This window comes from Ahrensia marina (assembly GCF_001293565.1).
In the GTDB taxonomy this organism is placed as follows: Bacteria; Pseudomonadota; Alphaproteobacteria; order Rhizobiales; family Rhizobiaceae; genus Ahrensia; species Ahrensia marina.
In genome coordinates this window covers 29,921-44,284 of sequence record NZ_JXMU01000015.1, presented here as the reverse complement: position 1 = coordinate 44,284, position 14,364 = coordinate 29,921, and the positions used below count along the sequence as shown (strand labels likewise).

Genomic DNA, 14,364 nt, shown 5'->3' with positions numbered 1-14,364 from the left:
GCGAGGTTTTCAGCAACGCCGCCTGCTTTCTTCAGGAAGGCTTCCGTGCTTGCATCCAGACGGCCGTCAATTGAACCGATATTGGCTGCTGCATGCTCAATCAATTCACCTAGGCGGGAGTTGGATGCAGACAGACGCTCAACAAGATCACCCACATTTTCGCTCAGATTCTGGTTCATGCCTTCTACAGCGTTAACGGCCTGCGCGGTGCGGCTCGTAATGGAGTTGAGCATTCCGTCAATGTTGCCTTCAAGATTTGAGCGCATGGTCTCAACGGTATTGACTGTGTCCTGTGTTTTGGCGGTCAAAGTACCCATCATACCGTCAACACCACCTTTAAGGTTTTGCTGCATTTCTTCAACAGCGGTCAGCGTGTCGGCAGTGCGTGTGGCAAGCATATTGACCAGTTCCGCGTTTTCAGCACGCAGGCGTTCGGTCGCAGCCTTGGTCGCATTTTCGAGTTCAGCAGCCAGATTAGCGCCATTATCCGTCAGGCGATCAACAAGCGGCTTGGCCGAATTGTCCAAGATAGCATTAAGCTCTTTGGTGCGCTCTTCGATCTGTCCTTCATAGCGGGAAATCTCCGCTGTCAGGCTCTGCTGATGGTCACGAAGAACAGCGGCGATGCGTTCAGACATGCCTTCTGCATTGTCGCTGGACATCTGAGCGATGCGGTTCGCTTCTTCTTCGATTTCGCGCCGTGATTCCGTAACTTTGTCACGCAATGTCGCGGCCAGTTTACCTGCGCTTTCTTCCAATGTGCGTCTGACGTTATCGACACCCATGGTCAGTGCTTTTTCCATGGTTTCGGTACGTTCGCTCACGATACCGGACTGAGTTGCGAAAGTTTGATCAAGCGCGGAGGTGCTTGCCTGAACTGAATCAACAGCAGCGGCTGTGCGCTGTTCCACCAGTGCGGACATCTCCATGGCAATGGCGCTGAGGCGTTCGCCAAGTTTTGCGCCTTTTGCTTCAAGATCATCAGCAGGGGCGCTCAAGGCAGAGCCGAGACGTTCGGTTGTCCGGTCTACAGCGCCGTAGATTGCATTGGTGCGGGCATCAAGCTGAGAAATGAAGCCGGAAGATGTTTCTTCAATGCGCTGCGTTGTCGCTTCGGAAATCGCGGTGAGGCGTGCGTCCAGCAGCGCCAGTTTTTCCTCAATCGTTGCGCTTTGAGAATCAATGGTTTCACTGAATTTTGCACTATTGTGGCCAATGGAACCGCTAATCGCACCGGCTTTTTCATCAAGCTGGGCCAGGAAGTTGCGGCCATCTGTGTCGATGCGGCTGTAGGTTTCCTCCGTAACGCGTTTGAACCGCGCAGCCAACTCCTCAACTTTGGCATCCATTCCGCCGGTTTGGCCGGCAAGTGCATTGGTCAGTTTTTCGGCTGTATGCTGAACAGAGCCGTAGATAGCTTGTGTTTTCTCATCAAGACGCGACATCAGGTTTTCCGACGTTTCGTCAATTTTATTCACTGTATTGGATGTGGCCGCTTCTACACGGGCCGCCAGTTCATCTGCCTTGCGGTCAAGATTTTGTGCCTGTGCAGAAAGCTTCGCATCGAAATCAGAGGCGCTTGCCTGCATGGTCTCGTCGAGCTTTGAGGCCTGAGCGCTGAGCGATGAAGCAAGCCGTGCTGTTGTTTGATCGGCAGCTGTTTCGATGGCACGGGCGCGCTCATCTGCTGTTTGCGCAAATTGTTCGGCCTTTGCCGTCAATGCTGCGGTACGTGTTGTAAGCGAAGAATCAAGCTGCGCGCCGCGCTGTTCCAGCGTTTGCTCAAGCGCATTTTTACTTTCTTCAAGACGGTCGCTAATCTTGGCAGCGGTATGATCAACCGCACCGTAAATGGCTTGTGTCTTTTCATCAGCACGCTGCAAAAACGAATCTGACTGTTCTGTCATCATGGCGGATACCGCATTCAGCTTTTCGGTAAATGCAGCCGCGCGGCTTTCTAGTTCAGCAGACAGTGATGTTGTAATGCTTGCCGCCTGCTCGCCAACGCGGGAAGAGAAATTCTCCGCACCACTTGTCATTGTTTCGGCAATTGCACGTGTGCGTTCGAGCAATGTTTCGTTAAGCTGACGTGCCCGTGAATCCAGAGCACCGTCAAGACGGTCTGTGCCGGTATTGACTGCTTCCACGCGAGTCTGGAACTCGTTAAGAAGTGACGTTCCGCGCTCATTCAGGATGCGCTCCATGTCGGCCATGCGGGTATCGAACTCGCTTGTCATGGATTCTGTCGCGCCACCAATAAGGGAAACCATTGAAGATGAACGTGCTTCAAGCGCTTCTGCAAGGCGCTGGCTTGCACTGTCTGTTTCTGATTGCAGGGTCGCAATGCGTGTATCGAGCAAGCTTGCAAATGTTTCGCCAGAAGAAAGCAGGTTTCCGGAAACCTCCTGCAAACGCTGTGCGATAGACTGGTTGATCTCGCCGCCGCTTTCATTGATGCGGCTGACAAGCTGCTCACCGGACTGGTTAAGCGCCATCGTAAGCTGTGTTGAGGCATTCAGCACATTTTCACGGATAACATCGGCTGCGCTGGTCAGTTCGTCGCGCAGCTCTTCATGCGCACCGGAAATGGAGGCGCGCAAACGTTCGGCGTGGGTGACAATCCCTTCGCGCTCATTACCAAGATCAGTCAAAAGCGAGCGAACGCGGACTTCATTGTCAGAATAAGAACGCTCAAGCTCGTTCACTTCGGTTTGCATCAATGCTTCAAGTTCGGAAGCGCGGGCAACGGTGCGCTCGATGCCTTCACCCATCGCAGCAACTTCACGGCGAATCGCCTGACCCACCGTGGCCACACGGTCAGAAGCCATTTTTTCAGGCGCGGCAAGACGGAATGCAATTTCGCTCATAGAGCGCGCCGTCATGCGCATTTCCTGTGCGCGGCGAATCATGATCGCAAATGCAAAGAACATGAAGATAGGAACAAGTGTACCGACCAATACGGCAAGCGCTCCGGGGATCGCCCGAAGTTCCTGAAGACTTCCCACCTGCCAAATTTCAGGAGCATAAAGTGAGTGCGCCAAGAATATGCCGCCTGCCGCCCAAAGAAGGCTTACAAAGGTGGCGACAATATATGACGAGCTGGCAGGCTTATTATTAAGACGCGCGATCATTTGCGCGTATTCGCGTTCAGCATCATCATCATTGGCAGGGCGGAAAGATGAAGTAGGCGCAATCGTCGACGCAGCAGCGGCTGGCGCTGCTGTCTGCGCTGCCGGTTCGTCAGCAGGCTTGGTGTCATTTTTTAGCTCGTTTGCAGCTTCAGCCACCTGATTTTCAAAATCATCAAGTGAAAGTTCTGAATCGAGATCCAAGTCCAGATCGTCGTCTAGGTCTTCATCCAGTGCATTTTGAAGAGCTTCTTCCATGTCCAGATCGAGATCTGTTAGGTCATTCTTCTTAACTGCCATTTCGCCTCACTCGGCCAGAAGGCCTGTACGCATACTCAATTATTATTTGCTGGTCTTCAGCCTAAATGCCCATAAAAAGGCACAATTAGGGTGTCAGCACGCTTTGCCCGTATCGTATCGATACAGGCGCGTGAAATAAACAATTGAATCGCGAAACCACTAAAAGTTTAAATATAAAGTTAACACGCCCGACAAACATTTATCATTTTGTGCCGAAAATCCTGCAAATCCGCCTGTTTTGTTAACTTGTCGGGTAGGAGTTTCTGGCACGCTTAAAATCGGGAGTGGTTGTGTACAGCGTGCAAAAAAGGTGTTGATATGGGACAAGCAGTTTTAAATGCCGAACATCCGGTGTTCTCCTCTCCTGCGGGAGAATCACAATTGGAGGCGCGGTCGCGCCCCGTTGATTTGGTTCATTTGGCCCGCCAAACAGGCGGCAATCGCGGCCTGGAAGAAGAAGTCCTCCAGATTTTCCTTAAACAGGCTCACAAGCTGGCCCGTGAAATGGAGCAGGGGTGCGATTGCGATGCGCGCAAGCTTGCTGCCCATAATCTAAAAGGTGCCGCCCGCGCAGTTGGTGCCTTTAATGTTGCAAATTGTGCCGGTGATCTTGAAGATCATCCCTCAGAGGCGGCTTATGTTTCTTCGCTGGTTGCGGAAGTAAATATCACCTGTGACTATATTTCCTCGCTCTTGCGCTAATCGTCACAAGGTGCTGGCAGCAAAATAGCAATACTTGACAATTAACAGCTAAAGGCTAAGTCCGCAGCCTAGAGGTTAAGCGCGCATAGACGCGCAAGGGTTATCAGTTGGAGAAATCATGCCGAAGCTAACGATCGTCGCCTTTGATGGCACTAAGTTTGAACTGGATGTCGCCAGCGGTTCAACGGTGATGGAAAATGCTGTCAAAAATTCTGTTCCAGGCGTGGAAGCAGAGTGCGGCGGTGCTTGTGCCTGTGCCACATGCCACGTTTACATTGATGATTCATGGAGCGAAAAGGTTGGCGCGCCCGACGTGATGGAAGAAGATATGCTTGATTTTGCCTATGAGCAGAAGCCAACGTCGCGTCTATCCTGTCAGGTAAAAATGACGGATGATCTTGACGGACTTGTTGTGCATGTCCCTGAACGTCAAGCCTGATTTTCTTATAATCAAGTGAGGGGCGGCTATGCTTGACCCGTTCCGTAAAAGACAATGGCACCTTGCATCGGACCGAACCATAACGCTCGGTCCGCTGGGGCATCTGATGGGTGTCGTGAATGTGACACCGGACAGTTTTTCAGATGGCGGGAAATTTGCCGATCCGCAATCTGCCGCAACCCAGGCGGTAAAATTGGCCAATGACGGCGCGACAATCATTGATATTGGCGCCGAAAGCACCAAGCCCAACGCTGACCCTGTTGATGGTGATGAGGAACAGGCGCGCCTTATTCCTGCACTTGAAGCCATTATTGCAGCAGCGCCCGAAACATTGATTTCTCTTGATACCTATCGGGCATCCACCGCTGAAAAAGGCTTGGCTGCCGGCGCTCACATCGTCAATGATGTCTGGGGTTTGCAGAAAGAGCCGGACATTGCCCGTGTTGCCACCGAATATGGCGCCGGTATCGTGATCATGCACACGAACCGCGGCCGTGATGTTTTGAGCGATGTTATCGAGGACCAGAAACAGTTTTTCGGGCGCTCTCTCAAAATCGCGGAGCAGGCGGGTTTGAATGAGAACCAGATCATGCTCGATCCCGGATTTGGATTTGGCAAAGAGACCGCTGAAATCAATATCGAGCTTATGAACCGTTTTGCTGAATTGCATGTTTTAGGCTTTCCGTTTCTCATCGGGACCAGCCGCAAACGGTTCTTAGGCACGATAACCGGTCGTCAAGCGCAAGACCGCGATATGGCAACGGCTGCAACGACAGCGCTTTTGCGAAAAAACGGCGCTGCAATATTCCGCGTACATGATATAAATGTGAATGCCGATGCATTAAAGCTTGCCGATGCTTTGATCGCTTCGGGTCAACGCCCATCATGAGAGGCTTGAATCTTGATATATGAAATCCGCATGAAAAACTGCGCATTTTTTGCGCGTCACGGGGTCTATGATCAGGAGGAGTTTCTTGGTCAGCGCTTTTACGTCGATGCTGTTTTGCAGGTTGATCCGGGCAACGCGCTTGAGAATGACTCGATTGACGGCACAGTGGATTACGGGCGTGCATTTATCGAGATTGAAAAAATTATTGCAGGCGAGCGGCGCTATTTGATCGAAGCCATCGCTCTGGAGATCGGAAAATCTCTATGTGATGAATTTCCGCAAATCAAACAGGCTGATATTACGGTGCGCAAACCCAATGCACCCGTGCCCGGCGTATTGGATTATGTCGAGGTTCGCGTTGTCTATAAACCTTAATCACGTTGAAGAATCGGCGCTGATCGGGCTGGGCGGTAATGTCGGCGATGTCTGTGCTTCTATGCAGTTCGCTATTGATACTTTACATAGCAACGCGCAGTGCCGCGTGACCAGAATTTCCAAAGTGTACAAGACACCACCTTGGGGTGTGACTGATCAGGACTGGTTTTTTAATGCATGTGCCGAGGTCAAAACTTCATTGATGCCTGAGGCCTTGCTAGACGAACTATTATCCATTGAGCGTTTGCGGGGCAGGGTGCGCGATATGCGTTGGGGGCCAAGAACGCTGGATCTTGATTTGCTGGTTTACGGCAATTCATCGATCGAAACCGAGCGTTTGACCGTACCGCACCCACGTATGGCAGAGCGATCCTTCGTCATCGTACCGTTAATGGATGTTGCGCCAGATCGTGTGGTTGCAGGGCGCAAAGTTGCTGACTATGCCGGAAAGCTTGACACCAGTGATATCGAGATCGCTTCAGAAGAACTGACGCTGCCTATTTGATAGAGCCGACAGCCATGTTGTCGATGCGGTTGAGGCTCATGCCGATAACCGGCACAAGGTCTTCTCCCACACGCACTGAAACCGTAACATTCAACTTGTTGTCGTTTGCAAGGCGGGCAAGCATTGCGCCGTTCAACTCTTTGCGTTTCAGAGTCAGGACAATCCGGTCGCGTGTCACATTACCGGCTGTGACATCAAGGCCTTCGCCCAATGCGCCATCGAGAAATGACCCTTTATAGGTCTTGCCTTTGCGGGTGACCGTTGCTTCCATTTTCTGGCTGAAAATACCTACACGGCACTCGCCTTTCAGCGACATGCCAAGAGTTTTTGCCGGTGTTGAGCCATCAAGGGAGCAGGTAAATTTAGTGCCCTTATATTTGCCCGCAACAATTTCGCCCGGGCCACGCCAGGAACCTTCAATCTTGTTTAGAAATTTTGCATCGCGTGCGGTGTCAGCATGTGCCGGTAGGCTGGTTGTAGCAATGGCAGCAATAGATAGGCACGAAGCAACAAGACGAACAAACATTGAAAACTCTTCCCGACTGGATTGGAAATATCGTCCAATGATGAACGCGAATGGTTAACGCATCGTTTTTTTTCGGCAGAACCCGAACTATTTATTTACCGTGTCCTGTTGCGGCTTTACGGTGTTTACCGATGCGAGCGTGGAGGCAAAATCCGAGATTCTGGGCCTTTCTAGGGCGTGAAACGGGGCCGGGCGGCAAACATCGATTGCTGACAAGCCAACCCGCGCAGTCATAAGGCCGTTAATGACGCCTTCGCCCAGACGTGCAGACAGTTTGGCGGCCAGACCATGCCCTAAAAGTTGCTGGATGATGCCATCACCAATGGCAATGGAACCGGTAACGGCCAGATGGGCGATGACTCGGCGCAAGAGGCTGACTGTACCGACAACGCCACTGCGGCCGCCATAATGTTCGCACATGACCCGTATCAATCGTATGTTTTCATAAAGAACATAACCGATATCGACGAGTGCGCGCGGAGAGACCGCCGTGACAACAGATACTCTTTTGGCAGAGTTCATGACAATCTGCCGTGCCTCACGGTCTAGGCCAGCAAGCAATTCACGTTCGGTCAGGTTGTAGCGATCCTGCGCGTCCATAATCTCGTTTTTGTAGCTTTGCAAAACGCTGCGGCCATGCGCTGTCTTTGGATGGTTCTCAAAATGTGATTCAAGTTCTTTGGTTACGTTGTTGATTTCTTTTGGTTTGTTTTCCGAAATGGCGGTTTCAATCCGCTCGCGCAATTTGGAAATGGAACGAATCTTCCAGATGCCGAGCAGTTCGCGTATGGCAAAAGCAAAAACGCCAAGCACAAACAGGGCGGTGGCGATCATTGCTGCGCGGCCAAGCCAGATGTTTTGTGAGGCCAAATCCGTAATCAGGCTTTCAAGCCAGAGCCCTATAGAGGCAGATATAAGAAAGCCGAGCGCGGCAAGCGCTATCGCGCTAAATTTGATGCGGCTCCTTTTCAAGCGCTTTTGCGGTGGCGGTGCCAAGGCGTCCAGTTCACCGCGCTCTTCCGCAGCGAAGAACGCTTCATCGGTCTTCTCGAAGTTTAGTGTCGGTGAGGCCGGTATAGAACGGGGTTTTCGCGGTTTCGGCTTTGCTTTTTCTGTTTTGGCCGCAGCTTTTCGAGTGTTTTCCGCATCAACGGAAAAGGCGCGCGGTTTGCGTGGATCAGAAGGTTTGCTCATTGGAGGCGGTCCCCCAAAAGAAACTGCAATGCTTTATCAAGTCGTATATGCGGCAATGACAAGGTCACCCCTTCGGCTGTTTTCTCAAGCTTGGGCGGTTTAAACCGGACAAAACGCTGTTCAGGCAGGCTTTCCATTTTAAACAAAAGCTCCGGATCGTCCGGTAAATCGCCCGGAAATACGGCGGTCTGACGTATCCCGTCAAAAACGTCATCGCCAATACATTCGCCTTTTGCGGGCACGCCCACGACGACGGGTAATTTATCCCCGTCATCTTCAATCGTCGCTTCGCGGGTGGCGCGCACTGCGGCCATGGCAACCGTTTCTATAGAAGCATTGGCAAAACCGGCTGAAACCGTCACGTTTTTGACCAGCCTGTCGACGACAGCCTCTAACCGGTCATGGCTTTCATGATGCAAATGGTCGGCTTTGGTTGCTGCCACCAATATCTTGTCTATACGGCGTTGCCAGAGTGAGGTGAGTAGATTACCAGCGCCCGGTCTGAAACAACTCATAATCTCGACCAGTGCCCGCTCCAGATCGGCCACAGCTTCCGGACCGGCGTTGATGGCCTGCATTGCGTCAATCAACACGATCTGGCGGTCAAGGCGCGTGATATGTTCACGGAAGAACGGTTTAACGACCAACGACTTATAGGCTTCATAGCGACGCTCCATCATCGCCTGAATGGAGCCGGGTTCAGCGCGGTCCGTGACTCCGAGGAGCGGGGCGAAAGTCAAAGCAGGCGAACCTTCCATATCACCGGGCATCAAAAAACGGCCGGGCGGTAGGGTGGAAAGGGCAAGCTCATCGTTACGGCAATTGGCCAAATAGGTTTTAAAGCTGTCCGACAGTTCTCTGACAGCGGTTTCATCAGCTTGAGCATTTGATTCAAGTTTGTCCGCTAGGCCGAGGAATTCTTTGGCGATTTCGGTTCTTTTTTCGCTTTTTGCGCGCACAATGGCTTCGCGCGAGAATGTCGCAAAATCCTTGCCGAGAAGGGGAAGGTCCAAAAGCCATTCGCCGGGGTAATCAACAATATCCAAATGAAGCTTGTTGCCCGAAAACCAGCGGCCCCATCCTGAGGCAGTCTCATATTCAATTGTTAGGCGCAATTGGGAGACCGCGCGTGTTGATTCAGGCCAAACCTGATTTTTAATCAGGTCTTCGACATGTTTTTCATAGGCAAAACGCGGCACCCCATCATCGGGCTGTGGCTCGAGATAGGCTTTTGCTATCCGGTTGTTATGGGCAGGTTCAAACAGCGGCAGTCGACCGCCATGTATAAGGTTGTGAACCAAGGCTGAGATAAAGACGGATTTGCCTGCTCTCGAAAGGCCCGTTACGCCCAATCTTATATTGGGATAGAAAAGACCGGTGGCACGTTCGGAAATTGTATCCAGCGCGATAAGCGCTTCATCTCCCAGTGAAGTCAGAGAAGCCAAACTATTCAACCTTTGCACTCAAGACGTAACGTTATCCCTTATAGGTAGTTACATTATGGGCGTATTTCAAAAAAGTAACAGCTTTAACAGTCAGAGATTATAGGTCGCGCGGACGTATATAATCTTCCAGTGTCCATTTCGCGTCCTGAATATCGCGCATCGGACCTTCGAATTTCAATATCGCCACACAGGCCGTGCCAAAGCCCATATTGATATGGGTGTAAGCGTCATCATTGCCGCTTTGACCAAGCGCAATAGCAAGGTCTTCCAGCATGGGATTGTGCCCGATAAGCATCAAATCGCCATCACGGCCAAGCTCGGATGCAACTTCCAGATAGCCCGGCGCATCGGTTGAATATAGTGTGTCGGTATAGGTGACCTTTTCGCGCCAACCATCATTTTGGTCAACAGCGTCAAAGGTTTCGCGTGCACGCACGGCAGAAGAACAAATAATCTGGCTTGGAATAAAACCGCGTTCGCGCAAAGCTGTTCCGATACGCTGCGCTTCTTCGATACCCTCCGGCGATAACTTCCTTTCAAAATCCCGCATACCGGGCTCGGCCCAACTCGCTTTTGCGTGACGAAACAGAAATAATCGGTTCATATAATGGTTATCCTGCCAGAAAGAGACCCAGCGATAGCCGTAATAGGGCCAAATTTCAATCGCATTTGCCGTGCGAGGCTGTCAAATGTTGTGAGAAGTCAAAGGTTCAAATCATTTTCAACTAATCTTCACTTGTTCCTTGACTAAGCTATGCGTATACACCGGCCAATATCGATTTGCTGGGAGTGAGTGAATGACTGATGAAATTCGCATTGCGGATTATTCCCCTGACGATTCAGAACCGTTCATGAATGATCGGATGCGGGCATATTTTCGTGATAAATTAGTAAAATGGCGTGAAGAGCTATTGCGTGAATCGCGCGAGACCATAGACCATCTGCAGCGTGAGAGTTCAAATCATCCGGATGTTGCCGATAGAGCTTCTTCTGAATCTGACCGTTCTATCGAGTTGCGTGCGCGTGACCGCCAGCGCAAGCTGATTAACAAGATTGATTCAGCTTTGCGCCGGGTCGACGATGGTTCTTACGGATATTGTGAAGAGACCGGTGATCCGATTGGTGTGAAGCGGCTCGATGCCCGCCCGATCGCGACATTGTCTCTTGAAGCCCAAGAGCGTCATGAGCGCCGCGAAAAAGTTTACCGCGACGACTAGGACAAAGCTTAATCGAAATTAAAGCCCGCGACTTTTTCAAGTGGCGGGCTTTTTTGTGCTTATTTTTCCGGTCCGGTAAGCTTGTTCAGCAGTGCTTCCATCTCATCTTCGAGCGGTTTGCGCGCCTCGTCATCGTTTTTGGCTTTAGCTGAGTCTGAAGGGAAATCAACGCTAGGCTCGAACGTATTGGCCGCGTGTTTTGGTTTTTCAGCGGCTACGGTCAGGTCATTCGCTGAAATATCAAGGTCAAACTCATATTCACTTGCTGCTTTAACTTCTGCGACCCCGAAAGAAGGTTCACTGTTTTGCGGCTGTTTAACAAGCGGTGCAGGTGGCTCCGGACGTGCTGCAGGTGACGGCTTTGGTGCGATTGGTGACACCTGCGGTTCTACCGTTGGAGTAGACGGTGTTTGCGGGCTTACATCCGGCGTAGTTGCGACAACCGGTTCAGGCTTCGCTTGCGGGGCGGGCGCTTCGGGGCGCTCTGGTACTGCTGCGGCGACAACGGGGGCTGCTGCCTGCGGTTCCACTTTACGTTTTTCAGCCGGACGCACTTTTTCCGGCTCCTCAAAGCTCTCGGCCTGAACCGAAGCTTCGTGCTGCCCGATATTGCTTTCAATAAGCACATCGCTCATGCCACCGATCATCACGAGATGCTCGACATTATCGCGGCGAACCAGAACCAGACGCCGGCGATTGTCGACGGCAGTCGCGTCAACGACGGCCAGACGCCGCTGATCCTTGCCGCCATGGACGAAAGTGCCGCCTGAAATGCTCTTCCATATCCAGCGAAGGAAAATAACGGCAATGATCAGCGCGACAAATATAATGAAGTAATATATGATCAAGGCAGTCTGATCACCAAATTGTTCGGCTAGCCATTCAAACATGAATGAATTCCTTTTCTCGCCTGATGTTCTAATGCCAGCAACTGCTATCAAGATGTCTGACTATTTACAATTTTTTATGGATAAGGGGCTTTTGCGCCTCACAGCTTTATGATTCAAGCTATAAGAGATGAATGTGGGTGTTTTGGGGTATTTTATGTTGGGACGTAAATCGACGGTAAAGAGCAGTGAACCGCTTGTTTATCGTAAGAATCAGCCGACCGCGTTCATCCGGCTTACTATGCTGGCTGTCGTCCTACTTATATGTTTCGGCTTTCTGGTCTTTTTCCGCGACACTATAAATGAGGGGTTTCTCCTAGCATTGTTGGGCATTCTGGCGATGATCGGGGTCTTTTTCCTATTTGCCCTCGTCATTGGATTGGTCGAGTTCGGCGGCTTGAAGCAAAATGACGATATCGGCGATACGTTTCTCAACAGTCTTGATGATGGTATCTGCATCACCGATTCCGATAATTCCATCGTCTATGCCAATGCGGCTTACGGCAGATTAACAGGTGTAACAGAAAGTGTTGATCTCAACACGCTTGAAAATGTGCTGTCGCGCCATGAAGACGCTGCCAATGCGCTTTACCGCCTGGCAAATGACGCACACAAAACGGTTGATTCCAGCGAGGAGTTTCGTCTGCCAGCGAGCCTGGATGGCAAGCAGAAGGAGGCCCACTGGTACAGGGCAACCGTTCGTACCATGGCTGCGCCCGCTGGCGCCGAGATGAAAGTCTGGCGCCTGAGTGACATTTCCAAAGAGCGTGATGCGCAGGAGCAGTATTTTCTGGAACTGCAAAAAGCGATTGACCACCTCGACCGCGCACCGGTTGGCTTCTTTTCTTCTGACGCCAATAACCGAGTGCAATATTTGAATGCGACCCTTGCCGAATGGCTTGGCATCGATCTTGTGTCGTTCAGCGCCGGCTCTGTGGGAACCGACGACATTTTGAGTGAAGAAGGGCTTCAACTCATCAACGCTATCAAGGCAGAGCCAGGTCATATACGCACAGCTATGCTGGATCTGGATTTAGCCGCCAGCTCTGGCGAGCGTCTGCCTGTTCAGCTTATACACAGAGTTCAGACCCATTCAGATGGTGTCGCAGGTCAATCTCGGACCATCGTTATCAACAGAACTGAAGGTGACAACGAGGCGCAGGATCTTAGAAGCGCAGAGCTTCGCTTTACACGGTTCTTTAACTCCACGCCGATGGCGATTGCAGCGATCGATGAAGATGGCCGGATTATAAGAACGAATGCTTCTTTTGCGAGTTTATTTGGCACGGCACCTGACGGGGAGGAATTGAACCGCCGTGTTAAATTTGAGCAATTTGTGCATGAACGCGACCAGGCACGTTTTGAAAAAATCTTCGAACTGGCACGGCAAAATCAGGTCAACATTGAACCTCTCGACACTGTTCTTATGACGGATAATATGCGCGAGGAAAAACACATTCGTGTTTTTGTAAATGCTGTTGCGCGTGTTGCCGGGCTTGAAGGCGAGCAAGCCAGCGAAGAGGCGGCGATTGTCTATGCAATGGACACGACCGAGCAAAAAGCGCTTGAAGGACAGATGGCGCAAAGCCAGAAAATGCAGGCTGTCGGTCAGTTGGCTGGCGGTATTGCGCACGACTTCAACAATGTTCTGACGGCCATCATTATGGCTTCCGATTTGCTGTTGACCAATCACCGGCCGACGGACCCGTCTTTCCCTGATATTATGAACATCAAGCAGAACGCCAACCGTGCTGCGTCACTCGTACGCCAGTTGCTTGCTTTCTCACGCAGACAGACCTTGCGTCCGGAAGTGCTGTCATTGACCGATGTTCTGGCTGATTTGCGTATGCTTTTGTCCCGTTTGATCGGTAACACGATTAACCTGACCATTGATCACGGGCGCGACATATGGCCGGTGAAAGCTGATCTGGGGCAATTTGAGCAGGTGATCGTCAATCTAACAGTCAATGCCCGTGATGCGATGCCTGACGGCGGCGATCTTACTGTTTCGAGCCGAAATATGAGCGCCGATGATATTGCCGAGCTGGATTACCGCGGATTGGAAGCAGCCGATTATGTGATGATCGATGTTCGTGACAGCGGTACGGGTATCGAGCCGGAAGTGCTGGAAAAAATCTTCGAGCCGTTCTTTACCACCAAGGAGGTCGGCAAGGGAACAGGTCTCGGACTGTCGATGGTGTATGGCATCATCAAGCAAACCGGCGGTTATATCTATGCTGATTCAGAGGTCGGTGAGGGCACAACATTCCGTATTTTCCTACCGCGCCATGTTCCGAGTGAAGAGGAAACCGCTAAGCCAAAAGGCGATGCCAAGGCAGACAAAAAGCAGGACCTGTCCGGTTCTGCCACTGTTTTGCTGGTTGAGGATGAAGATGCAGTGCGAATGGGCGGCATTCGTGCACTGACTTCGCGCGGTTATAAGGTACATGAAGCGGGTGACGGTATGGAAGCGCTGGATGTGCTGGAAGAGTTGGACGGTAAAGTTGATATTATCGTTTCCGACGTGGTTATGCCTGAAATGGACGGCCCATCACTCTTGCGGGAAGTGACCAAAGATTATCCGGGTGTGAAATTTGTCTTTGTGTCCGGCTATGCCGAAGATGCATTTTCCAAAAACCTGCCGGAAGGCGCGAAGTTCGGGTTCCTGCCAAAACCGTTCTCGCTTAAACAGCTTGCTACTGTTGTGAAGGAAACGCTCGACAGCAATGATTAATCCGGCTTGAGCGCAAAAAAACG

At 51.3% G+C, this 14,364-nt stretch carries 12 protein-coding genes and 1 pseudogene; 7 read left to right on the top strand and 6 right to left on the bottom strand.

Annotated features, from left to right (window positions below):
* Nucleotides 1-53: 53 nt before the first annotated feature.
* Nucleotides 54-2,564: pseudogene (locus SU32_RS17655) on the bottom strand (apolipoprotein A-IV repeat region-like domain-containing protein); the annotation flags it as partial.
* A 1,182-nt stretch (nucleotides 2,565-3,746) separates the two neighbouring features.
* Between SU32_RS17655 and SU32_RS10905 the strand changes: the two are divergent.
* The 5 genes from SU32_RS10905 (at nucleotide 3,747) to folK (ending at nucleotide 6,338) form a co-directional block, all read left to right on the top strand.
* Nucleotides 3,747-4,130, top strand: coding sequence for an Hpt domain-containing protein (locus SU32_RS10905; RefSeq protein WP_082376649.1), 384 nt, complete (start codon nucleotides 3,747-3,749; stop codon nucleotides 4,128-4,130).
* 118 nt (nucleotides 4,131-4,248) lie between these two features.
* Complete coding sequence (locus SU32_RS10900) at nucleotides 4,249-4,569, top strand: 2Fe-2S iron-sulfur cluster-binding protein (protein ID WP_053999400.1); 321 nt, start codon at nucleotides 4,249-4,251, stop codon at nucleotides 4,567-4,569.
* A gap of 28 nt (nucleotides 4,570-4,597) precedes the next feature.
* The gene (gene folP / locus SU32_RS10895) at nucleotides 4,598-5,458 is read left to right on the top strand and encodes a dihydropteroate synthase (protein WP_053999399.1); all 861 of its coding nucleotides are present in this window, start codon (nucleotides 4,598-4,600) and stop codon (nucleotides 5,456-5,458) included.
* Nucleotides 5,459-5,473: 15 nt separating this feature from the next.
* Nucleotides 5,474-5,833 carry a dihydroneopterin aldolase gene (gene folB / locus SU32_RS10890; protein ID WP_053999467.1) on the top strand — a complete coding sequence of 120 codons (360 nt, stop codon included), beginning with the start codon at nucleotides 5,474-5,476 and terminating at the stop codon, nucleotides 5,831-5,833.
* Nucleotides 5,823-6,338 carry a 2-amino-4-hydroxy-6-hydroxymethyldihydropteridine diphosphokinase gene (gene folK / locus SU32_RS10885; protein ID WP_425394273.1) on the top strand — a complete coding sequence of 172 codons (516 nt, stop codon included), beginning with the start codon at nucleotides 5,823-5,825 and terminating at the stop codon, nucleotides 6,336-6,338. Before folB ends, folK begins: the two co-directional genes overlap by 11 nt.
* On the opposite strand, the gene SU32_RS10880 is transcribed toward folK, so the two are convergent.
* The 4 genes from SU32_RS10880 to SU32_RS10865 all read right to left on the bottom strand — a co-directional run bounded on the left by SU32_RS10880 (nucleotide 6,331) and on the right by SU32_RS10865 (nucleotide 10,107).
* Nucleotides 6,331-6,864 (bottom strand): hypothetical protein, encoded by a 534-nt coding sequence (locus tag SU32_RS10880; RefSeq protein ID WP_053999397.1) that lies wholly within the window; start codon nucleotides 6,862-6,864, stop codon nucleotides 6,331-6,333. The genes folK and SU32_RS10880 overlap by 8 nt on opposite strands.
* 87 nt (nucleotides 6,865-6,951) lie before the next feature.
* Nucleotides 6,952-8,058, bottom strand: coding sequence for a YcjF family protein (locus SU32_RS10875; protein ID WP_053999396.1), 1,107 nt, complete (start codon nucleotides 8,056-8,058; stop codon nucleotides 6,952-6,954).
* On the bottom strand, nucleotides 8,055-9,503 hold the full coding sequence (locus SU32_RS10870) for a YcjX family GTP-binding protein (protein ID WP_053999395.1): 1,449 nt from the start codon (nucleotides 9,501-9,503) through the stop codon (nucleotides 8,055-8,057). Before SU32_RS10870 ends, SU32_RS10875 begins: the two co-directional genes overlap by 4 nt.
* Before the next feature lie 97 nt (nucleotides 9,504-9,600).
* The gene (locus tag SU32_RS10865; protein ID WP_053999394.1) at nucleotides 9,601-10,107 is read right to left on the bottom strand and encodes a SixA phosphatase family protein; all 507 of its coding nucleotides are present in this window, start codon (nucleotides 10,105-10,107) and stop codon (nucleotides 9,601-9,603) included.
* Between the two features lie 193 nt (nucleotides 10,108-10,300).
* On the opposite strand from SU32_RS10865, the gene dksA reads away from it, so the two are divergent.
* Nucleotides 10,301-10,720 carry an RNA polymerase-binding protein DksA gene (gene dksA, locus SU32_RS10860; protein WP_053999393.1) on the top strand — a complete coding sequence of 140 codons (420 nt, stop codon included), beginning with the start codon at nucleotides 10,301-10,303 and terminating at the stop codon, nucleotides 10,718-10,720.
* 59 nt (nucleotides 10,721-10,779) lie between these two features.
* Here the strand turns inward: dksA and SU32_RS10855 are convergent, their stop codons facing one another.
* On the bottom strand, nucleotides 10,780-11,610 hold the full coding sequence (locus SU32_RS10855) for a flagellar biosynthetic protein FliO (protein WP_053999392.1): 831 nt from the start codon (nucleotides 11,608-11,610) through the stop codon (nucleotides 10,780-10,782).
* A 157-nt stretch (nucleotides 11,611-11,767) separates the two neighbouring features.
* Here SU32_RS10855 and cckA point away from each other — a divergent pair, with 157 nt between their 5' ends.
* Complete coding sequence (gene cckA / locus SU32_RS10850) at nucleotides 11,768-14,341, top strand: cell cycle histidine kinase CckA (RefSeq protein WP_425394272.1); 2,574 nt, start codon at nucleotides 11,768-11,770, stop codon at nucleotides 14,339-14,341.
* Nucleotides 14,342-14,364 lie beyond the last annotated feature (23 nt).